This window comes from Acrocarpospora macrocephala (assembly GCF_009687865.1).
GTDB classification, from domain to species: Bacteria; Actinomycetota; Actinomycetes; order Streptosporangiales; family Streptosporangiaceae; genus Acrocarpospora; species Acrocarpospora macrocephala.
The window spans coordinates 177,793-200,356 of the sequence record NZ_BLAE01000020.1 but is presented as its reverse complement, the minus strand read 5'-3'; the positions used below and the strand labels follow the sequence as shown (position 1 = coordinate 200,356).

Sequence of the window (22,564 nt, the reverse complement as noted above, 5' to 3'; positions counted from 1 at the left end):
GGGCCGTCCACCCCGAAGGAGTACATCAGTTGGCCACACCATATACCCCCACGGTTCAGGGAACCGGCATCCGGGCCACCATCCAGCGTTTCGGCGGCCATCTGGCCGGGATGATCATGCCGAACATCGGCGCGTTCATCGCCTGGGGCCTGATCACCGCCCTGTTCATCCCCACCGGCTGGCTGCCGAACGAGACGCTGGCCGCGCTGGTCGGCCCCATGATCAGCTCTCTGCTGCCCATCCTGATCGGCTACACCGGCGGCCGGATGGTGCACGGCCAGCGCGGCGCCGTGGTCGGCGCGGTCGCCACCATGGGGGTGATCGTCGGCAGCGAAGTCCCGATGTTCCTGGGCGCCATGATCATGGGCCCGCTGGCGGCCTACATCATCAAGAAGGTGGACGAGTTCACCCAGGCGCGCACCCGCGCGGGCTTTGAGATGCTGGTGGACAACTTCTCCGCCGGCATCATCGGCGGCGCGGCGGCGGTGGCCGGAGTGTTCGGCATCGGGCCCGTGGTCGAATGGCTGACCGAGCGGGCCAGCGAGATCGTCGACTTCCTGGTCGGGCAGCAGCTGCTGCCGCTGGCCTCGATCCTGATCGAGCCGGCCAAGGTGCTGTTCCTCAACAACGCGATCAACCACGGCGTGCTCGGCCCGCTCGGCGTGGCGCAGGCGGCCGAGACCGGCAAGTCGATCCTGTTCATGCTGGAGACCAACCCCGGCCCCGGTCTGGGCCTGCTGATCGCCTACATGCTGTTCGGGCCGCGGTCGCTGCGGCCCTCCACCCCGCCGGCGATGATCATCCACTTCCTGGGCGGCATCCACGAGATCTACTTCCCGTATGTGCTGATGAAGCCGCGCCTGATCCTGGCCGTGATCGCCGGCGGCGCCTCGGGGATTCTGACCTTCCTGGTGACCGGGGCCGGGCTGGTGGCCACCCCGTCGCCGGGCAGCATCTTCGCCTATCTGGCGGTGACCCCGAAGGGCGGCTGGTTCGGCGTCATCCTCGGGATCATCGTCGCGACCGGGGTGTCGTTCATCGTGGCGTCGGCGCTGCTGGGCTTCGGCCGGGGCAGCAACGACGAAGAGACACCCAGTACCGAACCCGCAGCACAGGAGGCGTAAAGGCGATGGCCAGCATCGACGGCAAGGACGTCCGCAAGCTCGTCGTGGCCTGCGACGCGGGGATGGGCAGCAGCGTCATGCTGGCCAGCCAGCTCCGCAAGCAGCTGAAGGGCACTCAGGTGGAGGTGGTGCACACCCCGGTCAACTCGATCCCGAAGGACGCCGATGTGATCGTCAGCCATGTCGGGCTGGCGGACCGGGCGAGGGTGAGCGCTCCGGGTGTGGTGCTGGTGTCGTTCCAGATCTTCATCGGCGATCCGGCGGTGACCAGGCTGGTGACGGTACTCAAGAACGGCGGCACCATCGATGGCTGACCTGCCCGGCACGGCCCCGCTCCCTCTCGATCCGCGGGCCGTCCGCCTCGCCGCCGTCGCGGACAGCCGCGATGAGGCGATCCGCCAGTGCGGACAGGCCCTCGTCGACGTGGGCGCCGTGGACGAGAGATACATCAACGCCATGATCGAGCGAGAGCGCTCGATCTCCACGTACGTCGGTGAGGGTGTGGCCATCCCGCACGGCACCCTCGCGGCCAAGGACGCCGTCCGCCATGACGCGATCTGCGTGCTGCGCTTCCCCGACGGCGTCGACTGGAACGGCGAGCAGGTCACCGTCTGCGTCGGCATCGCGGCCCGGGGCGACGGCCATGTGCGGCTCCTGGCCGAGCTCGCCCAGATCCTGCTCGATCCGGACAGCGCCCGCGCCCTGCGGGACGCGACGGAGATCTCCGCGGTCGTTGACCTGCTGCAACCCTCAAGAGAGGAAGCTCCCTAGTGAAGGTCGCCCGTTTCCACGCTCCCGGCGACATCCGCATCGAGGACGTTGCGGAGCCCGTCGAGGGCGCCGGTGAGGTGAAGATCCGTGTCCGCAACTGCTCGACGTGCGGCACGGACGTCAAAATCTACAAGCACGGCCACCATCACATCAGGCCGCCCAGGGTCATGGGCCACGAGATCGCCGGCGAGATCGCCGGCGTCGGCGAGGGCGTGACCGGGTGGGAACCGGGCGACCGGGTGCAGGTGATCGCCGCGATCCCGTGCGGCCGGTGCGAGGAATGCCGCCGCGGCCACATGACGGTTTGCCCGAACCAGGAGTCGATGGGCTACCACTACGAGGGTGGTTTCGCCCAGTACATGATCGTGCCGGCCAAGGTGCTCGCCGTGAACGGTCTCAACCGCATCCCCGACGGGCTCGGCTTCGCCGAGGCCTCGGTGGCCGAGCCGCTGGCCTGCGTGCTGAACGGCCAGGAACTGGCCCGGGTCGGCGAGGGCGACGACGTGGTCGTCATGGGCGCGGGCCCCATCGGCTGCCTGCACGTACGGCTGGCGCGCTCGCGCGGCGCCGGGCGGGTGTTCCTCGTCGATCTCAACGCCGACCGGCTCGCGATGGCGGCCGGTCTGGTCCGGCCGGACGCCACGATCTGCGCCGGTGACACGGACGCCGTGGACGAGGTGCTGAAGCTGACCGGAGGCAGGGGAGCGGACGTCGTCATCACCGCCGCCGCCTCCGGAATCGCCCAGCAGCAGGCGCTGCAGATGGCTGCCCGCCAGGGGCGCATCAGCTTCTTCGGCGGCCTGCCCAAGGACGACCCGATCATCTCGGTCGACTCCAACCTGGTGCACTACCGGGAGCTGACGATCGTCGGCGCCAACGGGTCCAGCCCGGCACACAACGCGCGAGCGCTCCAGCTCATCGCCGAGGGCGCGGTGCCGGTGTCCGACCTGATCACACATCGCCTCCCCCTCGCGGAGGTCCTGGACGCCATCGACATCGTGAGCCGTGGTGCCGCGATCAAGGTGACCATCGAGCCCTGAAAGGAGTCCGCAGATGCCGGAAAGGACAGTGGCCGTCGCCTCGCGGTCCGGTCTGCACGCGCGCCCCGCCAAGATCTTCGTGGAGGCGGTGGCGCGGCAGGGAATGGCCGTGCGCATCCGGGTGGGTGACGGCAAGCCGGTCCCCGCCAACAGCATCCTGGCCGTACTGTCACTCGGCGCCGGGCACGGCACCGAGGTCACCCTTGACGCGGAAGGGCCGGACGCGGACGCGGTGCTGGCGTCCCTCGCCGAGCTGCTCGCCCAGGACCTGGACGCCGAGACGGTGCCCGATGCCTGAGCCGGTGCCGACCACCGAGACGCTGCGCGGCCTGGGCATCAGCCCCGGCCGCGCCGCGGGCCGGGTGTACCGGATGGCGGGCCCGCCGCTGCTGCCGAACCCCGTCCCGGTCACGGACCCGGTCGCGGAGAGCGCCCGGGCGGTGCGGGGGCTGGCGGAAGCCGCGGCGGAGCTGGCCCAACGGGCGGCGAAAGCGGCCGATCCCGCGGCCCGCGACATTCTGGAGGCGCAGGCCGCGATCGCGGCTGACCCCATGCTGCGCGAGTCGGTCGACGAGCAGGTCAGAGCGGGGATGGACGCCGCGCACGCGATCGACACCGCGTGCGCCCACCACCGCCAGATGCTGCTGTCCGCGGGCGGCTACTTCGCGGAACGCGCGAGCGATCTCGACGACATCAGGAACCGCGCCGTCGCGGCCGCCCTCGGCCTGCCGATGCCGGGCGTCCCTTCGCCGGGCCACCCGTTCATCCTGACGGCTGAGGATCTCGCGCCCGCCGACACCGTGAATCTCGATCCCGGCGTGGTGCTCGCCCTGGTCACGGAGAAGGGCGGGCCGACGAGCCACACCGCCATCCTCGCGCGGGCCCTCGGGCTGCCCGCCGTGGTGGCGTGCCATGGCGCCACCGGCATCGCCGACGGGACGTGGGTGTACGTCGACGGCGACACCGGCGAGGTCGGCACCGGCATCGGCGAGGAGGCGGCCGGGGAGATCCAGCGGCGAGCTCTCGCCGAGCGCGACCGGCTGGGCACGGCGAGCGGCCCGGGCCGGACCGCCGACGGGCATCCGGTCAAGTTGCTGCTGAACATCGGATCCGTGGCGGATCTCCAGGCCGGCGTGGCCGCGGAGGGCGTCGGTCTCTTCCGCACCGAGTTCCTCTTCCTCGACCGTCGCACGGCCCCCACGCATGAGGAGCAGACCAGCGCGTACGCGGCGGTCCTGCACGCCTTTCCCGGCGCGCAGGTGGTCCTCAGGACCCTGGACGCCGGCACGGACAAGCCGCTGCCCTTCCTCGGCCTCGCCGACGAGATCAACCCGGCGCTGGGGGTCCGGGGGCTCCGCGTGTCGCGCCGCCAGCCGGACGTGCTCGACGCCCAGCTCGACGCCATCGCCGAGGCCGCCGCCGGGAGTGACGCCTCACCGTGGGTGATGGCGCCCATGGTCACCACGCCAGGGGAGGCGGCCGACTTCGCGCGACGGGCCCGGTCCCGGGGACTCGCCAACGTCGGCGCCATGGTCGAGGTTCCGGCCGCGGCTCTGCACGCCCGCCGGCTGCTCGACGAGGTGGACTTCCTGAGCATCGGCACCAACGATCTCAGCCAGTACACCTTCGCCGCGGACCGTCAGCACGGCGACCTCGCCGACCTGCTCGACTCCTGGCAGCCGGCCCTCCTCTACCTGATCGCGCAGTGCGCCGAGGCGGGGCGTGCCGTGGGAAAGCCGGTGGGAGTCTGCGGAGAGGCCGCCGCCGACCCGCTACTGGCCACCGTCCTGGTCGGGCTCGGCGTCACGAGCCTGTCCATGTCGGCCCGGAGCGTGCCCGCCGTACGGGATGCCCTCGCCCGTCACTCCCTGGCCCAGTGCCGGCACAACGCCGAACTCGCCCTGGCGGCCCGTGACCCCGACGAAGCGCGAAGGGCGGTGCGGGAGGGCTGGTGAGCTCCAGGTTGGTGGGCAGGGAAGCGGAGTTACGCGCGCTGGCGTCCGGGTTGGACAAAGCCGCACAGGGGTCGGCGTGCATGATCCTTATGCGAGGTCCGGCGGGGTCCGGCAAGACCGCTCTGCTGGACGCCTTGGAGCGGCACGCCCGGCGCGCGGGAGCGACGATTCTGCGCGGCGCCTGCTCGCCCGCCGGGGCCAGCCTGCCCTGGCACGCCGCGCAGAGCCTGTTCTGCGGGGCGCCGCCGCACGCCGAGAGCACCGCTGTGCCGCTGTCCCACCGGTTGCTCCGGCGGGTCACCAAGGCGACCGCGGCGGGACCGGTGGCCATCATGCTCGACGACACGCAATGGTGTGACGAGGAGTCGCTGGCCTGGCTGGACTTCCTGATGAACCGCGGGCACCACCTTCCGCTGCTCGTCCTGCTCGCCCAGCACCGCTCCGGCCTGGTGAACTGGCGGCAGGCGGTGCCCGGTGTCGCCGCGCGCGGACACCGCACCATCGACCTCGGGGCACTGCTCGGGGAGGACGCGGCAGAGCTGGCCCGGCAGTGGTGGGACGCCGTACCGGAGAAGCCGTTCGTCCGGGTGTGCCACGGCGTTTGCCGTGGCAATCCAGCACTTCTCGTCCGGCTGTTCGCACGCCTGAGCGAGAAGGGCGTACCAGCTGATGCCCGGGGCGAGCTCAGGGCCCAGGAGCTCGGCGCCGAACTCTTCGCCGGGCATCTGCTGGCCACGCTCGACCGGCAGCCCGAGTACGTGCGCAAGGTCGTGGAGGCTCTCGCGGTGCTGGGGCAGGCCGACGAGGAACTGGCGGGCATGCTGTGCGGGGTCTCGGAGCCGCTGGTAGCCGCCGCGATCGACATCCTGCGCGACGAGGGGATCATCGACGCCGGCCTGGCGGAGCTGACCGACGATCAGGTACGCACCAGCGTGCTGAGCGCCATGCCGGCCGGCACGCTCGACCGGTGGCGGAGCCGGGCCGCCCGGCTGCTCAACGACGGCGGCCGGCCGGTCGAGGAGGTCGGTGCGCAGCTGGCGCTGCTGCCCAGGCTTCCCGAGCCCTGGATGCGGGACGCGCTTCGGGCGGCGGCGCGCAGTGCCGAGCGGGACGGGTCGCTGGGGACGGCGGCGCGCTACCTGGGCCGGATGGTGGTGGCCGATCCCGCCGACATCGACGCGCAGGCCGACTTCGCGCGGCTGATCGGGCACGACGATCCAAGCGACAGCGTGCCGGAACTCGACGGTGTGGTCGCCGACAATCACGAGCTGCGGAAGCTGGTCTGGTCGGCGCTGTCGATGGTCGGAGGCAGGCGCAGGTCCGGCAAGGTGATCTCCGAGCACGTGCTGGCGATGGGGATGCCGGAGGCGCCCGCCGCGGGCGAGCGCGAGTCGCTCGCCATGCGATCGATGATCTGGGCGATGTCCGGTTCCTCGGCCGAGGTCTGCGTCGCGCTGGCCCGCCGGGCACTGAGCGGTGGGGATGGCATCTGGGCATTGGGCCCGGCCGCCTGCGTGCTCTCGCTCGCTGACAAGGTTGAGGAAGCGGTTCAGGCCATGGACCCGATAATCGCGCGTGCCACCGAGCACGGCGACGACTGGGTCTGGATGATGGCCTTGTCCACGCGGTCGCGGATCCTGGGCGATGCGGGCGAGCTCGACAGGGCCCTGGCGGACGCGACCCGTGCCGTCGAGCTGGCGGATGAGCGGTCGTGGTCGAAAGGCGTCTCGGCGTCACGGGCGGCCCTGGCGGCGGTGCTCGTCCAGCGCGGCGACATCGACCAGGCCGCTTCCGTGCTGAGGCGGTTGCCCGCGCTGGACGTGACGGAGTCCTTCCTCGACTACCCGTGGGTGCTGATGACGAGGTCGCACCTGGCGGTGTCGCGAGGCGACCTCGAAGGCGCGCTGTCGGCACTGACCGCCTGTGGCGCGCTGCTGGCCGATGCCGGCGTCAGGAATCCGAAATTCATGCCGTGGTGGCTGGACGCGGCCTGTGTGCTGGCCGACCTGGGCCGCCGGCACGAGGCGGAGGAGTTCGTCGAGCATGGTGAGCGACTCGCCGCGGACTGGGGGGACGCCTCCGGCCGGGGATTCGCGCTGCTGGCGAGGGGGGCGATCACGGAAGGGAGCGAGGGGGTGGACCTGCTCGCCGAGTCGGCGGAGACGCTGGCGGGCACCTCGGCGCGCTGGTATCGGGTCCGGGCCGAAAGCCTGCTCGGCGAGGCGCTGCTGCGAAAGGACGATCGCGAAGGCGCCCGCCGGCATTTCCGGCAGGCCGTGTACCTGTCGGTGCGGTGCGGGTTCAGCGCGCTGGCCGCGCGGGCGCGCGATCGGCTGGTCGCCGCGGGCGGCTGGATGAACCAGGGGGTCGGCGGCGTCAAGGATGTGCTGACCACGGGAGAGCGGCGCGTCGCGGAACTCGCGGCGGCCGGCGCCACCAACCGGGAGATCGCCCACGCCCTGCGCATCGCGGTGCGCACCGTCGAGATCCACCTGACCAGCGTCTTCAGGAAGCTGGACGTGAGCGGCCGCACGGACCTGGGGCGGGCGCTGGACTTGCTCGGGAAGGTGGGCCGGAACACGCCAACAGCCGGGTGACGGATTCTGTGAAGACTGCGCAAATGCCTAGGAATTGATGGAGACAATCAGCAGACTTGGCAGTGGCGAGAGCAGGTGAAATTCCCCCGATGTCCGCCCATAGGAGGAGACGACGGCGAAGCGCCGACGGACCGAAGTTTCACCCATTCGCCTTCGGCGGCTGGGGTGACTACAAGACCTGGGCCGAGCACCAGTTCCTGCCTAAGCCCATCGAAGACGTACCCGACGACGAGGTGCTGCACGGCGAGGTGCTGGACGGCGAGGTGCCGGACCACGAGGTGCTGGACGCCGTGGTGCCGGACGGCGCGCGGGGTGGTGACGCCACCGCGGACCTCGTGCAGCACCAGCGGCCGATCGAACTGCGGCCGTACGTTCTCGCCCTCGCCGGGGGCCCTCCCCACCGTGATGACCTGCTGCGCATCGACTCGCTGATCTCGCTGACGCCCGAGGGCGCCATCACCGCCCACAGCTCCACGCTGTCTGAGCAATATCGCCAGATCTTCGACATGTGCCAGCGGCCCACGCCCGTAGTCGAGATCGCGGCTCGCCTCAGGGTGCCGATCGGGGCGGCCTTCGTCCTGATCGGCGATGCGATCGGCTGGAACCTGCTCAAGGCGCCGCCGCCCCCAGAGGTCGACGGTCAGCCCTCGCTCGAGTTGATCATACGGGTGTACGAAGGGCTGCGCCGGCTGGCCTGACGGGAGGCGTGGGCGCCGGCCAAAACTAGGGTTTTCTCGGCACCGCTCTTGGTTCACTTGCGACTCGGAAAACGGGCGATTCGCAGAGGTGAGCGATGACACTTCCCACACTGGCCGTGGTGGACCGAGACGAGCCGAGCCTTGATCACCGCGTGCCGGCGGTCCGGATGGCACGGCTGGTGGATCCCGGCTCACTTGAGATCATCCACCGCCGTGACGGCGTGGGGGTGGTGGTCGCCTATGGGCGGATCAACGGGGCGAAAGTGGTGGTCTACTGCACCGACGCCACCCTGAAGGGCGGCGCGATCGGGATCGACGAGTGCCCGCTGATCGTCAAGGCCATCGATCTCGCGGTGCACGACCGCTGCCCGGTGATCGGCGTGTGGCACTCCGGCGGCGCGAAGCTCGGTGAAGGCGTCTCGGCGATGCACGGGATCGGGGAGATGTTCGCCGCGATGGTCCGTGCCTCGGGCGAGATTCCGCAACTGTCGGTGGTACTCGGCCCCGCGGCGGGCGGCGCGGCCTACGGCCCGGCGCTGACCGACATTGTGATCATGTCTGATGCCGCCCGCATCTTCGTCACCGGCCCGGACGTCGTACGGGCGGTCACCGGCGAGCAGATCGACATGGAAAGCCTGGGCGGGCCGGACGCGCACGGCCAGAAGTCCGGAGTGGCCCACATCGCCGCGGGTTCGGAGGAGGCCGCCTTCGCCCACGCCCGCCAGCTCGTCACGCTGCTGGCGAAGCCGGGATTCGTGGACGTGGATTCGGTGCGGGAGGAGAAGCCACTGCGCCACCTGCTCCCCGACTCGCCCAGGCGCGCGTACGACGTGCGCCCGCTGGTCAAGGCGATTCTGGACGAGGAGCACGGAGCCTCTGGATTCATCGAGTTACAGCCCAAGTGGGCGCCGAACGTGGTGATCGGGCTCGGCCGACTCGCCGGGCGGACGGTAGGGGTGATCGCCAACAATCCACTGCGCAAGGGCGGTTGCCTCGACTCGCTATCTGCGGAAAAGGCGTCCAGATTCGTCCGGATGTGCGACTCGTTCGGCGTGCCCTTGCTCGTGCTGGTCGACGTTCCCGGTTTCCTGCCCGGCGTCGGCCAGGAATGGGAGGGCGTGGTCCGCAGGGGCGCGAAGCTGTTGCACGCGTTCGCCGAGGCCAGCGTGCCGCGGGTCACGCTGGTCACGCGCAAGTCCTACGGTGGCGCCTACATCGCGATGAACTCCCGCTCGCTCGGCGCCACCGCCGTGCTCGCGTGGCCGGAGGCCGAGGTGGCGATCATGGGGGCGAAGGCGGCGGTGGAGATCCTGCACCGCAAGCAGCTCGCCGCCGCGGCGCAGCACGAGCGCGAGGAGCTGCTGTCCCGCCTGGCCGTCGAGCACGAAAGGAACGCGGGGGGCGTGGCCAGGGCGGTGAGCATGGGCGTCGTCGACGACGTGATCGATCCGGCGTGGACCCGGTCGCGGCTCGGCGAGGTGCTGGCCGCCGCTCCGGCGCGCCGAGGCCGCCACACCAACATCCCGCTGTGAGCAGGCAGGATCACAGGCAAACAAAGGAGACCACATGCAAAACAACGCCCAAATGCTTGCAAACAAAACAGGAGATGATTAAAGTTTGCTCATTAGGCGATTGGGGTGCTTGAGCATCAGGCGCATGCATCGTCGATTTGAGGTGCGGAAATGCCCAGCGGAAGTGGACATGCAGTCGGAATCGGGGTCACAAGTGGGCCGGCGGGGCCGACGGGCACAATGCTTCTGCCAGCCCGCGGGGTTGACGCGGTTGTAACCGAGCTCTCCGAAGCACCGGAGCTCCTGGCCGAGCGGGAAGATCAGATCCATCGGCTGGGCAGGCAGGTGACCGAGCTCCAACTCGGACGGTCTGGCCTGGTGACCGTGCTCGGAGAGCCGGGCACGGGAAGGAGCGCCCTGCTCAGGGCGGCTGTCACACGCGCCAGGGAGGCCGGCTTGCCGGCCGTCCTCGCCCGCTGCTCGCCCGCTGAGGCCGATCTCCGCTTCGGCGTGGTCTCGCAGATCACCGCTGGGCTGGCCGGCGCCGGATATTTGGCCTCGTCGCGGCGATTATGGGCGGAAGAGCAGGCGGTCCCGAGCTTGATCCCGGCGCTCTGCGGGGCGTTCGCGGCGCTCGCCCGCAAGCACCCGCTGCTGATCGCCCTGGACGATGCCCGGTGGGCCGACGGGGAATCGAAGGCGTGGCTGGCGGCCATGGCACACCGGCTGCGCGATGTTCCGATACTCCTGGTTCAGGCCAGCACACTCGCCCAAGGCGTCGCCGCCGGATTGGCCACCGAGCCAGGACCGGTGGCCCACAGCGTTGTGCACGTGCCGCCGCTGTCCGAGCGCGGGGTCCGGCAGGTCATCGCCTCCCGGTACGCCGGGCCTGTCGACGGAGCATTCGTGACCGCCGCCACCGAGGCCACGGCGGGCAGCCCGGCGGTCCTGCTCGCCGTACTCGATCATTTCGCGCTGGCCTCCCTGCCGCCGGTCGCACGGTATGTCCCGGTCCTGCTGGAGCGGGCCGCCGAGGTGACCGGCGATCGGGTGGCGGGCTCCCTCTCCCGCCTGCCCGCGGACGCCCTCGCGCTGCTCCGCGTGATAGCGGTCTGCGCGGGCGGCCTCGGTTTCGACCTGCTCACGTCCCTGGCGGCACCGCGGAAGATGTCTCCCGAGCAGGCGCTCTCCTTCCTCCTGCGACTGGATCTGGTGACCGGCGGAGAGCACCCGCGGCCGGTCAGCCCCCTCATCGCCGACACGGCGCTGGCCGGGATGGACGCCGGAGAGCGGCAGGCGCTGGCGGCGCGCGCTGTCGAACTCGGGTACCGGGCGGTGATTCCGGAGGACCGGCTGGCCCGGTTGCTGCTCAACGCTCCGCCGGTCGGTGCCGGCTGGGTGGTGAACCTGCTGCGCCGGGTGGCCAGGCGGCGTCGTCTCGATGATGATCACGAGGGTGCCGCCGCCCTGCTCGGCCGCGCGCTGCGGGAGCCGGTGGAGGGCGAGCCACGGCAGCGGCTGCTCATCGAGCTCGCGATGACGGAGGCGGGCCGCAGCCCCGCGACGAGCGACCGGCGATTACAGCAGGTGCTGCTGAACAGCGGACCCGAGGTGCCGGTATCGGTGCTCGTCCAGGCGGCCGATCTGCTCAACTCGAGGGGCGACGCGTCCGCCACGTACCGCGCTGTCGCGACGGCTTACGCGCGGCGGGAGGGCGGCGGGGCGGACGTCGGATCGCTGGCGGCCATCGGCTGGCTGGCGGAGAACGAGTGCACGACCGACCCCGTGCTGCCCGGGCGGTCGTTCCCGGACCCGTCCGACCGGTCGGGAGATCCCGTGCCGGCGGGCGTCGCGGCCTGGCTGCTGGCCGCCCGCGGCCGGCAGCTGTCCCGGGCGCGGGACCTGGCCAGGGCGGCCTTCCGGCTCAAGGGCGAGGACCAGCCGTTCGGACCGAGGATGTACGCGGCCAGGGCGCTGTGCCTGGCCGATGAGGTGGCCGAGGCGGTGATCGGCCTGGACGAGGTCCTGGCCGACGCCCGGCGTTGTGGCGCGCGGGCCTCGGCCGCGCTGGCGCTGCTCCAGCGCAGCCGATGCGAGCTGCGGCGGGGTAACCTCGGGCAGGCGGTGGCGGACTTCGAGGCGGCCCGGGCGGAGCTGCCGCTCACCTCGTGGCACCCGCGAGTGGTGCCGTACTTCATCGCGATGGAGGCGGGCCTGCACCTGGCCGGCCAGTCGGTGGAGGAGGCCAAGCAGGCGCTGGCCCAGGAGCTGCCGGCCGGGGCGGACCAGGGCTCGGCCTGGGCGATGCTGCTGTACGCGCGGGCCAGAGTGCACATGGAACTGGCCGATCCGGAGGCCGCGCTGCCCGACATCAACGAGTGCGGGCGGGTCCTGCTGTCCAGAGGGTGGACGAATCCCGCGGCGCTGTCCTGGCGATCGGTGGCCGCCGCGGCGCACAGCGCCTGCGGGAACAGTGCGACCGCCAGACGGCTGGCGATGGAGGCCGTCGAGCGGGCGCGGGAGTGGGGCGCCCCCAGCACGCTGGAGTCGGCGCAGCGGTGCGCGTCGCGCGTGCTGAGCGGCGCCGAGGCCAAGGAAACGCCGCACCCGCTGACCGCTCAGGAGGAACGCGTCGCCGTCCTCGCCGCCGCGGGCCGCTCCAACGCCTCCATCGCGAGCATCCTGTCGGTGAGCGTGCGAACCGTGGAGCTGCGGCTGACCGGGATCTACCGCAAGCTCGCCGTCACCAGCCGTAACGAGCTCGGCTCGCGCCTGGCCTCGATCCCGGCGGCGCGGAACGTGGGTGACTGACTCCATGCTGCTGGAACGTGGAAAGGAGCTGGCGCGCGCGGAACAGGCGCTCCGCCTGGCCGTGGCGGGTGACGGATCCATGATGGTCGTCATCGGTTCGCCCGGTGCCGGCAAGTCGGCCCTGCTGCGCTCCGTCGCCGACGCGGCCGCCCCGCACGCGCGGGTCCTTCGCGCCAGCGGCACGCTGGTCGAACAGGACTTCACCTTCGGCATCGCCCAGCAGCTGTTCGAACCGCTCGTGGCCGGAGCGCCGGAGGCCCTCTGGGCGGCCTGCTTCGGGGGCGGGGCGAGCATGGTGCGGGAGATGTTCTTCGGCGGGTCGTGGTCCATCGGCTCCTACCAGTCGCTCGGGCAAGAGGCGATCCTGCAGGGCCTGAACTCGCTCCTCGTCAATCTGAGCAAGGACCAAGCCCTGCTGATCATGGTTGACGACCTCCAGTGGGCGGACCCGCTGTCCCTGCGCTGGCTGGCGTACCTCGCCAAGCGTCTGGGCGGCGCCCGGGTTCTGGTCGCCGGAGCGTGGTCGGAGGAATGCGCGGCCTCCGACCAGATGCTGCTCAGAGAGATCGCCGCCTCGGCGGCTCGCACGCTGTACCCGATGCCGCTGTCCACCGGGGGAGTGCGCCAGTTGATCGGCGAGGAGTTCGGGGAGCCGTGCGACCCCGACTTCGCCCGGGCCTGTCACCAGGTGTCCGGTGGGAACCCCGCGTCACTGGTCGCGATGCTTCGCGGGCTGCGCACGGCCGGCTTCCACCCGGTCGCGTCGCAGGCCGGTGAGCTGCACGACGCGAGCCAGCCGCTCCTGCGCGACCGGCGCATGTTCTGCCTCAGCATCCAGCCCGCGATCGTCCGGGAGCTCGCGCAGGCGATGGTCGTGTTCGGAGACCTGGCCGAGCCAGAGCTCGTCAGCGAACTCGCCGGCCTGGACAGCATCGACTACAAGTCCGCGACGCAGACCCTGGATCGCCTCGGGCTGCTCGCCCCCGGTGACTCCCCGCTGTTCGTCCACCAGAGCGTGCGGCACGGCATCGAATCGGCGATGAGCGTCAACACGCGAACCTTGCTGCACCGCCGGGCGGCGGCGCTGCTGCACAACGCCGGGCACCCGGCCGAGCATGTCGCCGACCAGCTCCTGCTGGTCACCTCCGGGTACGAGCCGTGGGAGATCGACACGCTGCGGGCGGCCGCCGGTACCGCGCTCGAACGCGGCCGCGCGCGGGAGGCGGTTCGCTATCTCCGGCACGCGCTGCTGCACAGCCCGCCCGACAGCGAGGTCCGGGGCCGGCGCCTGGTCGACCTGGCCGCCGCCGAGCGGGGGTTCGACCTCGCGTCCTCGGTCACGCACATCGCGCAGGCCGTGCCGATGCTCACCTCGGCGACGGAACGCGCGGCGGCGGCACTGTGGATCCCGCCCGCGCTCGCGGCGGGCAACCCGTCGCTGGACGCGCTCGTTCAGGACACGTCGCGCCGGCTGCACGACCTCGGCTCGGCGTACGCCGGGGGCGATCTCGCCCTGCGACTGGAAGCCCGTACCCGCTACCTCCGTCTCCAGGACCCCGCGCAGCTCGGCGTGGCGGCCGACCGGTTGTGGGGGTTCGGCGCGGATGCGCCGGTCTCCACCGGTGCGGGGCGCGAACTGCTGGCCGTGCTCGCGTACGCGGCGGCCGTGGCCGGCGGGGTCACGGCCGGTGAGATCTCCGTCCTGGGCACCCGGATCCTGGAGCGCGAGGCGCCGCGCGCCGGGCACGCCTACACCGCCCTCCCCCTGCTGATCCCGGCCCTTGTGCTCGCCGACGCGGCGGCACCGGTGGCCCAGTGGCTGGACGCGGCGCGGGACCAGGCGCAGTGCCAGGCACCCGAGGGAGTCACCGCGCTGGTCAACGCGGAGCGGAGCGCGGTCCTTCGCGCGTCAGGACAGCTGCCCCAGGCGAAGAGCGCCGCGCTGAGCGTGCTCGACAACGCCGACCCGGCCTGGCCGGAGGCGACGACGCTGGCCATCTGGACGCTCGCCATGGTCGCGCTCGAAACACGGGACGTCGAACTGGGCGAGCGAGTGATCCAGACAAGCCCGGAGAACGGCGACCTCCGCGTGCTCGTCGCGCATCGCATGGTGCGGGGGATGCTGGACACGGTACGGGGTGATCTGCCTGCCGCGCTGGACAGGTTCCTCGACAGTGGCAAGCAGTTGTCGCGCTGCGGATGGACGAACACGGCGCTGTACCCCTGGCGGGTGTGGGCCGCGGCGGTGAGTCACCGGCTCGGGCGCACGCAGCTCGCGGCCGAGCTGGCCGAGGAGGAGCACGTCTTCGCCCGGGCCTGGGGCGCACCCGCGGCCTGCGGCCGCGCGCTGCGGCTGCGTGGCATGATCACCCCGGGTCCGGAGGGTGTCGACCTCCTTCGCCGGGCCGTCGACACGCTTCGCTGCTCTGAGGATCGGATCGAGCTGTCCCGGGCGCTCACGCTCCTCGGCAGAAGGCTTGCCGAAACAGGTTCCGGCAGCGCGGCGGAGTTCAGCTCCGAGGGCAGGCGGATCGCCCAGGAACGGGGCGTTTCTTGGGCCGAGGGCGACGAGGATTCGGAATTGAACGGCCCGGCGCTGCGGCTGGTCGTGTCGGAACGCGGTGATCTGACCAAGGCTGAGGAAACGGTCGTCGCCTTCGTGCTGCAGGGCTGGACAAATCAGCAGATCGCCGATTCTCTCGGGGTGACCCGCCGGGCCGTCGAAAAAAGTCTGACGAGCACTTATCGCAAGCTCGGGGTGAGCGGCCGGGCGGCGCTCATCGAAGAGTTGAGCGCACCGAACACTGGCGAATAGGCCACACAAAGGCCGCGCCTTTATTTTTTCCGGCGGTGCGGGTCGCCGCGGAACCGCCCCGGCGGCGACGGGCTTCGCCGTTCGCCGGCCCTACGCGATCTGCGATACTTTAATTTTAAATGGCCTGCCGGCCGGCTCCGGTGCCGCTTTTCCGCGGCACGGACGCGAACCGTCATGAGCAGCGGGAGTTCGGTACCGAACGCGACCGCACGGCCGCACCGCAAGCTCCGAACCAACCCTCTTGCATACCACAGTCTTTTACCGTTTGTGCCGCATCTGTGTTGACTTGGTTTCGGGCGGGTTAATATCATGCAAATAGATCATTCGATCGTTGCTCCGAAGCTAACAGAGCATCGTCTGTCACCAGAGGAGAGTGGTCATCAGATGAGCATCGATGTCGGAGCCGCCCTCATTGATGAGGAACCGGTATTTCTGCCGGTTGGTCAAGAAGTCAATGACAGTATAGGCCAGTACCGTTCATTCCTCGACCAGCCGGGAATATGCGTGGCGAGTCTCGACCACTCGACCAGAGTAATCGAGGCGAATCTCGAATTCACCCGGCAGTTCGGGCGATCCCTGGCGGACATCCGTGGCCGGGCGTTCTGCGAACTGCTGCATCCGAGCGTCCGCGACAAGATGGGACAGCAGTTCACCCGGCTGACCGACCACCACCGCGCCCGGTTCGAAGAACGCGTCCTCGCCGTACGGCCGGACCACACCGTGCTCGGGGGTGAGCTGACCGGCCTCGCGCTGCACGGAGAGGCCGGCTATGTCGAGAGCATCATGGTGCTGGTGCGGCCCGACCGGGAGCAGCGAGACGACCTGCTGATCGGCCGGAAGAAGTTGCTGAGCACCATGGAAGCACGCGTCATCGAAGGGGTCGCGGCGGGCGTGTCGACCGTGCAGCTCGCGTCGATGCTTTATCTCAGCCGCGGCGGTGTGGAATACCACGTGACGACGCTGCTGCGAAAGATGAAGGCCAGCAACCGCCCGGCCCTGGTGTCCAAGGCATACTCCATGGGCATTTTCCGGCTCGGCTCCTGGCCGCCCCGGGTGCTGCCCGAGTTCGTGAAATAGGTCCAGGTGGCCGACGGGACAGGCCATTGATCCGATGGCTTGATCCGATCACATTCTCTCCATAGGCCTGCCATTGTCAGGGAGGTGTCATCGTGACCAGTACAAGAATAGTGCTCGACGGTGGACCGGAGTTCAAACACGGCCGCGTGCGGCCGGCGGACGACGGTTACGAGAAGGTGAAGATTCTCCTCGGCTCGGGGTATGAGCACTTCGTCCACAACGGTGAGTTCCTGGAGCTCGACGGAGAGAATCTCCCGGTGTTCCAATGGTCCGAACGCACCAAAATCGCCGAGTAAGTCGGTTCCCGAAACGAGCGGGACCCTATGTGTCGTGTCGCCGGTGGTCCGGCGCACGGCCGAACTTCGAGCGGAACCCGGGGTGGTTCTCCTGGCAGGGCTCCTCATTTCGGGGAGCGTGGTTCTGGTGAGGTGTGGTCATGGCAATTGGCAAGGTAATCAGCTTCGACGAATTCCGGGGTTTCGGTTTCATCGCCCCGGACGGAGGCGGCGAAGACGTTTTCATGCATGTCAACGACCTCGACAGCGACAAACGTCTTATCTCGGTCGATGCGCAGGTTGAATTCATGGTCGAGAACGGGGGCAAAGGCCTGAAGGCCTCACATGTCCGCGTGCTCGACCGGCACAGCGCACCGAAGGTCACCCTGGTCTCGCCCCCTCCGCCGAGCCCCGCACCGAAAACCACGCCGACACCTGCGACGATCGCGGCGATGGTGTCACCAGGACCGGCCGTCGCCACCCTCGATCGTCAGGCGAACGACACCGGTTTCTGCGACGTGCTGTCCGTCAAGGAATTCACGCGGGAAATCACGGAAGCCGTGCTCGCGGCCGTGCCGACGATGACTGCGCAGCAGATTCTGGGCGTCCGCGAATGCCTCGTCGGCCTCGCGCAGACACACAGCTGGGTCGACGGGTAGCCGTCACGGCCTCCCGCCGGCTCCGGGCGAAAGGAAAGTGCATGTCCAGACGCGCGCTGATCACCGGTATCACCGGTCAAGACGGCTCCTATCTGGCTGAGCATCTGCTGTCCCTGGGATACCAGGTCTGGGGACTCATCAGAGGGCAGGCCAATCCCCGCAAGTCCCGCATCAGCCGCCTTGTCAGCGACGTGTCGTTCGTCAACGGCGACCTGCTGGACCAGGGGAGCCTGGTCGCGGCGGTGGACCTGGTGCAGCCCGATGAGGTGTACAACCTCGCGGCCATCTCCTTCGTCCCGATGTCGTGGCAGCAGGCCGAGCTGACCACCGACGTCAACGGCATGGGCGTGCTCCGGACGCTGGAGGCGATCCGCCTGGTGTGCGGGCTGGACAAGTCCCGCAGCAGCACCGGTCAGATCCGCTTCTACCAGGCGTCGTCTTCGGAGATGTTCGGCAAGGTCGTGGAGAGTCCGCAGCACGAGATGACGAACTTCCACCCGCGCAGCCCCTATGGGGTGGCGAAGACCTACGGCCATTTCATCACCCGGAACTATCGTGAGTCGTTCAACATGTACGGCGTCTCCGGCATTCTGTTCAACCACGAGTCGCCCCGCCGGGGCGCGGAATTCGTGACGCGGAAGATTTCGCTGGCCGTCGCCCAGATCAAACTCGGCCGGCAGGACAAGCTGTATCTCGGAAACCTCGACGCGGTCCGTGACTGGGGGTTCGCCGGTGACTATGTCCGCGCGATGCATCTCATGCTGCAGCAGGACGAGCCCACCGACTACGTCGTGGGCACCGGTCGCACGCACTCGGTGTACGACGCCGTACGGATGGCCTTCGAGTACGTCGGGCTGAACTGGCGGGACCACGTCGTCATCGACCCGGGGCTCGTCCGTCCCGCCGAGGTGGAGACCCTCTGCGCCGACCCCGGCAAGGTCAGAGACGAGCTGGGCTGGGAGCCGACCGTCAGCTTCGAGCAGCTCATCCACATGATGGTGGAGTCCGATCTCCTGAACGTCTCGCGCGAGCGGGAGCTGGGAGACCTCATCCTCGCATCGAGTTGGTGAGCTCATCATTGGGATCAGGGATGAGTGAAGCGGCAAGTGCCCCGCTGGGAGTGCTGGGCGCGGGCGTGATGGGCACGGGGATCGCGGCCCTGGCGATCGGCCACGGTATCCCCGTGGTGCTCGTCGACGTATCGGAGGACAGGCTCGCCGATGCCCGGCGCCGGGTCGACGCCCAGCTCCGGCATGCGCGGCTGATGGGGTCGGTGCCGGCGCGGGACGCGGCCGGTTTGACGACGGCCGTGGAACTCGCGGCCGTCGCCGGCGCCACCGCGGTCATCGAGGCGGTCACCGAGGACGCTGAGATCAAGGCGAAGGTGCTGGAAGAGGCGTCGAGCCTGTTCGCGGTCGGCACCCCGATCATCTCCAACACCTCGGGCATCCCGATCGGGGAGCTGGGCAGGTTCGTCAGCCGCCCGGACGAACTGCTCGGCATCCATTTCATGAATCCGGCCTACCTGATCACGATGGTGGAGGTGATCAGGAGCGCGCGGACCAGCGACGAGACCATGGCCGCGGTCACCGGGCTGCTGGCGCGGATGGGGCGCCGCGGGATCGTCGTCCGGGACGCCCCCGGGTTCGTCACCAGCAGGCTGCTCCACCCCATGATCAACGAGGCGGCCCGGATAGTCGGGGCCGGCGTGGCCACCGCCGAGTCGGTGGACGACCTCATGCGGGGCTGCCTCGGGCATCCCACCGGGCCCCTGCGCACGGCCGACCTCATCGGGCTTGACAACCTGGTCGACGCGCTGTCGACCCTGTGGGAGCGCACGGGCGAGGAGAGTTTCCGGCCCTGCGAACTGCTGCGGGAGAAGGTCGCCGCAGGACACCTCGGACGCAAGTCCGGCAAGGGTTTCTACGATTACGAGAAGGTGCTGTCGTGACCACGGGATCAGCGGAGTCGGTTCAGCAGCGGATCCGGGAGTTCCTCGAAGAGCGGATCAAAACCAACATCGTCGTCGACAAGGATCTGTTCGCCTCCGGACTCGTCAACTCCATGTTCGCCATGGAGCTGGTCGTCCACCTGGAGCAGGAGTTCGGCGTCGCCATCGTCGGGGAGGACCTGAAGCTCGACAACTTCCGCACCGTCGAGCGGATGACGTCGCTGGTGTGCCGGCTGCGTGACGCGCCGGTGACGGACCATGCCTGACTGGCGCGCCGACGCCGGGGAACGGGTCACGCGGCTGGTCGGCGACCAGGCCGCGGCCTGGGACCTGGCCGGCGTCCTCCCCGTGGAGACGCTCAGAACCCTGGGCAAGGCGGGTCTGCTCTGCGCCGAGGTGCCGGTCGAACACGGCGGCGTCGGCGCGGGAAGCCTGGACAACGGCGAATTCACCGCCCACGTGGGCAGCCTCTGCGGGTCCCTGCGCAGCGTGATGACGTCACAGGGAATGGCGGCGTGGACGATCCAGCGGCTCGGCGATGCCCGCCAGCGGCGGGAGTACCTGCCCAGGCTGACCGGCGGCGAGCTGGCCGCGGTCGCGTTCAGCGAGCCCGATGCCGGCAGCGACGTCACGGCGATGGCGACCGAGATACGCTCCGACGGCGACACGGTGGTGGTCGAGGGACGCAAGTCGTGGACCACGGCGGCCCGATACGCCGACGTGATCGCCGTCTTCGGCCGGTACGGGGACGGCGGTGGCGTCGTTCTCGTGCCCGCCGGCGCGCCGGGGGTCACCATCCGGCCGGTGCCCAACCCGAGCGGCTGCCGGGCCGCCGGGCACGCCGACGTCGTCCTCGACGCCGTACGGCTGCCCGCGACCGCCGTGCTTGGCGGCGGCGGGCAGTCGCTCCAGCTGCTGGTCACCACGGCTCTGGCGTACGGCCGGATCTCGGTCGCCTGGGGTTGCGCCGGGATCCTGCGTGCGTGCCTTTCGGCCGCGGGCGCGCACGCGCGCGGGCGCCGGCAGTTCGGCCGGCCGCTGGCCGAGCACCAGCTCGTGGCCCGGCACCTGGCCGAGCTGGCGGCGGCAGAGCAGGTGGCGACGCGGGTCTGCGAGCACGCGAGCCGGTGCTGGGACGCGAGATCGCCGGAGCTGGTGATCGCCACGGTCCTGGCCAAATACGTCAGCTCGACCGAGGCCGCCCGCGGTGCGGCGGCGGCCGTGCAGGTGCTGGCGTCAGCGGGAGCGCAGGACGGCCACGTCGTGGCGCGGGCCTACCGGGACGCCAAGCTCATGGAGCTCATCGAGGGCAGCACCGAGATCTGCCAGATCATTCTCGCCCAGCACGCGGTCGCCCAGGCGAGCTGAAGGAGACGAGGAGTAACACGTGGCCGACACGACCATGACAGTGAAATGCCTGGTTTGGGATCTGGACAACACGCTGTGGCAGGGCACGTTGCTGGAGGACGGCGAGGTACGCCTTTACCCCGGCGTACGCGAGCTCATCCAGCTCCTGGACGCCCGCGGCATCCTGCAGTCCGTCGCGAGCAAGAACGACCACGACCATGCCTGGGCGAAGCTCGAGGAGCTGGGCGTCGCGGAGTATTTCGTGCTGCCGCACATCGGCTGGTCGCCCAAGTCCGGCTCGATCCGGAGCATCGCCGAGGAACTCCGGTTCGCCTACGGCACGATGGCGTTCGTGGACGACCAGGCCGCCGAGCAGGCCGAGGTGGCATTCCACCTTCCCGACGTACGGTGCTACTCCGCCGATGAGGTCGCCGGGCTGGCCGAGCTGCCGGAGTTCAACCCGAAAACGGTGACCCAGGACGCCCGGCGCCGCAGAGAGATGTACCAGGCCGGTTTCCGGCGGCAGGCCGCGAAGTCCGACTTCACCGGCCCCGACGAGGAGTTCATCCGCTCCCTCGACCTGGAGATGCGCATCGAGCAGGCGACCGTGGAGCACCTCGCCCGGGTCGAGGAGCTGACCCTGCGTACCAGCCAGATGAACGCGACCGGCGTGCACTATTCGCGGGAGGCGCTGGCCGGGCTGCTCCTCGACGATCACGGGCACCAGGTCCTGGTCACCTCGATGAGCGACCGGTTCGGGCCGCACGGCGCCGTCGGGGTCGTGCTGGTGGAGTCGGGAGCCGACGTGTGGCACCTGAAGCTGCTCGCCACCTCCTGCCGGGTCGTGTCCTTCGGCGCGGGCTCGGTGATCCTGCGCTGGCTGACCGATCAGGCCGCGCGGGCCGGCGCGCACCTGGTGGCCGACTTCCGCAGGACCGACCGCAACCGGATGATGGAGATCGCCTACCGGTTCAGCGGGTTCACCGGCGAGACCTGCCCGTGTCTCGCGAGCCTGCCCGCCGGCGACGTCAGCGGCCTGCAACGGCTGCACCTCGTCCCCGTGCCGCAGGCCCCGCCCACCACGATGCGCCTCATCGCGCCCGATCTCACGGCAGTGCCCGAGAACCGGTTCTCCGATGTCCTCCCTTAGAGCTCTTTCTTACGCACCAGGGTGATGCCGTCCGCCATCGGCAGCAGCGACACGTCCACCCGGAGATCCTCCAGCAGCATGGCGTTGAACGCGCGAATCGCCTCGGTGTCCGCGTCCTGCGCCGCCGGGTCGGCGACCTTGCCCAAGTACAGCGTGTTGTCCACCACGATCAGGCCGTTCTCCCTGACCAGCGCGAGAGCGGCCTCGTAGTACTTCGGGTAGCCGGGCTTGTCGGCGTCGATGAACACGAAGTCGACGGAGCCAGGCCCCTCCTCGTACAGCAGGGTGGCGAGGGTGTCCGACGCGTCGCCGATCCGCGAGTCGATCCGGTCGAACACTCCGGCCCTGCGCCAGTACGGCACGCCGACACTGTGCCACCGGTCGGTGATGTCGCAGGTGATGACGCGGCCACCGGGGGCGACCGCGCGGGCCAGGCAGAGCGTGCTGTAGCCGGTGAAGGTGCCCACCTCCAGGACGGTGCGCGCGGAGGTGAGCCGGACCAGCAGCGCCAGGAGTTGCCCCTCCTCGGCCATGACCTGCATCGCCCTTCCCATGGGCAGGGCGGCGGTCGCTTCGCGCAGGGAGCGCAGGATCTCGTCCTCCCGTAACGACACCGTACGGGCGTAGTCGGACAGTACTGAGGTGATGTGGAGCTGACCGGCCATTGCGCGAGCGTATGGTCCGCTCGGCTGGTCTTTTCCCCAGATTCGACGGCCGCGTGATGGCGGGCGGTTCTAGTGATTTTCAGGGAGCCCGGGTTTGAGACTGGGCTCCGCGATCCGG

20 protein-coding genes are annotated in these 22,564 nt (G+C 69.9%); 19 read left to right on the top strand and 1 reads right to left on the bottom strand.

Annotated elements, in window-relative coordinates; all coding sequences use genetic code 11:
• Window positions 1-29: 29 nt before the first annotated feature.
• The 19 genes from mtlA to Amac_RS18990 all read left to right on the top strand — a co-directional run bounded on the left by mtlA (window position 30) and on the right by Amac_RS18990 (window position 21,781).
• A complete protein-coding gene (gene mtlA / locus Amac_RS19080) occupies window positions 30-1,124 on the top strand; it encodes a mannitol-specific PTS transporter subunit IIC (protein ID WP_155355719.1) in 1,095 nt (364 codons plus the stop codon).
• Window positions 1,125-1,129: 5 nt separating this feature from the next.
• Window positions 1,130-1,438 carry a PTS sugar transporter subunit IIBC family protein gene (locus Amac_RS19075; RefSeq protein ID WP_155355718.1) on the top strand — a complete coding sequence of 103 codons (309 nt, stop codon included), beginning with the start codon at window positions 1,130-1,132 and terminating at the stop codon, window positions 1,436-1,438.
• A complete protein-coding gene (locus tag Amac_RS19070; RefSeq protein ID WP_155355717.1) occupies window positions 1,431-1,895 on the top strand; it encodes a PTS mannitol transporter subunit IIA in 465 nt (154 codons plus the stop codon). The genes Amac_RS19075 and Amac_RS19070 overlap by 8 nt, the downstream gene beginning before the upstream one ends.
• Entirely contained in the window at window positions 1,895-2,935 is a 1,041-nt protein-coding gene (locus Amac_RS19065; protein WP_155355716.1) for a zinc-dependent dehydrogenase, read from the top strand. The genes Amac_RS19070 and Amac_RS19065 overlap by 1 nt, the downstream gene beginning before the upstream one ends.
• A 13-nt stretch (window positions 2,936-2,948) precedes the next feature.
• Window positions 2,949-3,233, top strand: a complete 285-nt coding sequence (locus Amac_RS19060; RefSeq protein ID WP_155355715.1) for an HPr family phosphocarrier protein — start codon at window positions 2,949-2,951, stop codon at window positions 3,231-3,233.
• The gene (gene ptsP, locus Amac_RS19055; RefSeq protein ID WP_155355714.1) at window positions 3,226-4,890 is read left to right on the top strand and encodes a phosphoenolpyruvate--protein phosphotransferase; all 1,665 of its coding nucleotides are present in this window, start codon (window positions 3,226-3,228) and stop codon (window positions 4,888-4,890) included. Before Amac_RS19060 ends, ptsP begins: the two co-directional genes overlap by 8 nt.
• Entirely contained in the window at window positions 4,887-7,487 is a 2,601-nt protein-coding gene (locus Amac_RS19050; protein ID WP_155355713.1) for an AAA family ATPase, read from the top strand. Before ptsP ends, Amac_RS19050 begins: the two co-directional genes overlap by 4 nt.
• Window positions 7,488-7,576: 89 nt before the next feature.
• Window positions 7,577-8,185, top strand: a complete 609-nt coding sequence (locus Amac_RS19045) for a DUF742 domain-containing protein (RefSeq protein ID WP_155355712.1) — start codon at window positions 7,577-7,579, stop codon at window positions 8,183-8,185.
• A gap of 95 nt (window positions 8,186-8,280) precedes the next feature.
• Window positions 8,281-9,717 (top strand): acyl-CoA carboxylase subunit beta, encoded by a 1,437-nt coding sequence (locus tag Amac_RS19040; RefSeq protein ID WP_155355711.1) that lies wholly within the window; start codon window positions 8,281-8,283, stop codon window positions 9,715-9,717.
• Window positions 9,718-9,936: 219 nt separating this feature from the next.
• Window positions 9,937-12,507, top strand: a complete 2,571-nt coding sequence (locus Amac_RS19035) for an AAA family ATPase (protein ID WP_170322556.1) — start codon at window positions 9,937-9,939, stop codon at window positions 12,505-12,507.
• The gene (locus tag Amac_RS19030; RefSeq protein ID WP_155355709.1) at window positions 12,500-15,322 is read left to right on the top strand and encodes an ATP-binding protein; all 2,823 of its coding nucleotides are present in this window, start codon (window positions 12,500-12,502) and stop codon (window positions 15,320-15,322) included. The genes Amac_RS19035 and Amac_RS19030 overlap by 8 nt, the downstream gene beginning before the upstream one ends.
• A gap of 309 nt (window positions 15,323-15,631) precedes the next feature.
• Complete coding sequence (locus Amac_RS19025; protein ID WP_307729737.1) at window positions 15,632-16,399, top strand: LuxR C-terminal-related transcriptional regulator; 768 nt, start codon at window positions 15,632-15,634, stop codon at window positions 16,397-16,399.
• A gap of 92 nt (window positions 16,400-16,491) precedes the next feature.
• Window positions 16,492-16,695 (top strand): DUF5988 family protein, encoded by a 204-nt coding sequence (locus Amac_RS19020; RefSeq protein ID WP_218041160.1) that lies wholly within the window; start codon window positions 16,492-16,494, stop codon window positions 16,693-16,695.
• A gap of 140 nt (window positions 16,696-16,835) precedes the next feature.
• The gene (locus tag Amac_RS19015) at window positions 16,836-17,333 is read left to right on the top strand and encodes a cold-shock protein (RefSeq protein ID WP_155355707.1); all 498 of its coding nucleotides are present in this window, start codon (window positions 16,836-16,838) and stop codon (window positions 17,331-17,333) included.
• Window positions 17,334-17,374: 41 nt separating this feature from the next.
• Window positions 17,375-18,403 carry a GDP-mannose 4,6-dehydratase gene (locus Amac_RS19010; protein WP_155355706.1) on the top strand — a complete coding sequence of 343 codons (1,029 nt, stop codon included), beginning with the start codon at window positions 17,375-17,377 and terminating at the stop codon, window positions 18,401-18,403.
• Window positions 18,404-18,423: 20 nt separating this feature from the next.
• A complete protein-coding gene (locus Amac_RS19005) occupies window positions 18,424-19,284 on the top strand; it encodes a 3-hydroxyacyl-CoA dehydrogenase family protein (protein ID WP_155355705.1) in 861 nt (286 codons plus the stop codon).
• On the top strand, window positions 19,281-19,550 hold the full coding sequence (locus Amac_RS19000) for an acyl carrier protein (protein ID WP_155355704.1): 270 nt from the start codon (window positions 19,281-19,283) through the stop codon (window positions 19,548-19,550). The genes Amac_RS19005 and Amac_RS19000 overlap by 4 nt, the downstream gene beginning before the upstream one ends.
• The gene (locus Amac_RS18995) at window positions 19,543-20,652 is read left to right on the top strand and encodes an acyl-CoA dehydrogenase family protein (protein WP_155355703.1); all 1,110 of its coding nucleotides are present in this window, start codon (window positions 19,543-19,545) and stop codon (window positions 20,650-20,652) included. The genes Amac_RS19000 and Amac_RS18995 overlap by 8 nt, the downstream gene beginning before the upstream one ends.
• 19 nt (window positions 20,653-20,671) lie before the next feature.
• A complete protein-coding gene (locus Amac_RS18990) occupies window positions 20,672-21,781 on the top strand; it encodes an HAD-IIIC family phosphatase (RefSeq protein WP_155355702.1) in 1,110 nt (369 codons plus the stop codon).
• Here Amac_RS18990 and Amac_RS18985 read toward each other — a convergent pair.
• Complete coding sequence (locus Amac_RS18985; protein WP_155355701.1) at window positions 21,778-22,446, bottom strand: O-methyltransferase; 669 nt, start codon at window positions 22,444-22,446, stop codon at window positions 21,778-21,780. The two genes, Amac_RS18990 and Amac_RS18985, sit on opposite strands and share 4 nt — an antisense overlap.
• Window positions 22,447-22,564: the final 118 nt, after the last annotated feature.

Coding starts and splice junctions, on each gene's coding strand:
- Amac_RS19005 (WP_155355705.1), top strand. CDS start 18,424: ATGAGTGAAGCGGCAAGTGCCCCGCTGGGAGTGCTGGGCGCGGGCGTG.
- Amac_RS19040 (WP_155355711.1), top strand. CDS start 8,281: ATGACACTTCCCACACTGGCCGTGGTGGACCGAGACGAGCCGAGCCTT.
- Amac_RS19045 (WP_155355712.1), top strand. CDS start 7,577: ATGTCCGCCCATAGGAGGAGACGACGGCGAAGCGCCGACGGACCGAAG.
- Amac_RS19010 (WP_155355706.1), top strand. CDS start 17,375: ATGTCCAGACGCGCGCTGATCACCGGTATCACCGGTCAAGACGGCTCC.
- Amac_RS19075 (WP_155355718.1), top strand. CDS start 1,130: ATGGCCAGCATCGACGGCAAGGACGTCCGCAAGCTCGTCGTGGCCTGC.
- Amac_RS19070 (WP_155355717.1), top strand. CDS start 1,431: ATGGCTGACCTGCCCGGCACGGCCCCGCTCCCTCTCGATCCGCGGGCC.
- Amac_RS19060 (WP_155355715.1), top strand. CDS start 2,949: ATGCCGGAAAGGACAGTGGCCGTCGCCTCGCGGTCCGGTCTGCACGCG.
- ptsP (WP_155355714.1), top strand. CDS start 3,226: ATGCCTGAGCCGGTGCCGACCACCGAGACGCTGCGCGGCCTGGGCATC.
- Amac_RS19015 (WP_155355707.1), top strand. CDS start 16,836: ATGGCAATTGGCAAGGTAATCAGCTTCGACGAATTCCGGGGTTTCGGT.
- Amac_RS19025 (WP_307729737.1), top strand. CDS start 15,632: ATGCAAATAGATCATTCGATCGTTGCTCCGAAGCTAACAGAGCATCGT.
- Amac_RS19035 (WP_170322556.1), top strand. CDS start 9,937: ATGCTTCTGCCAGCCCGCGGGGTTGACGCGGTTGTAACCGAGCTCTCC.
- Amac_RS18985 (WP_155355701.1), bottom strand. CDS start 22,446: ATGGCCGGTCAGCTCCACATCACCTCAGTACTGTCCGACTACGCCCGT.
- Amac_RS18995 (WP_155355703.1), top strand. CDS start 19,543: ATGCCTGACTGGCGCGCCGACGCCGGGGAACGGGTCACGCGGCTGGTC.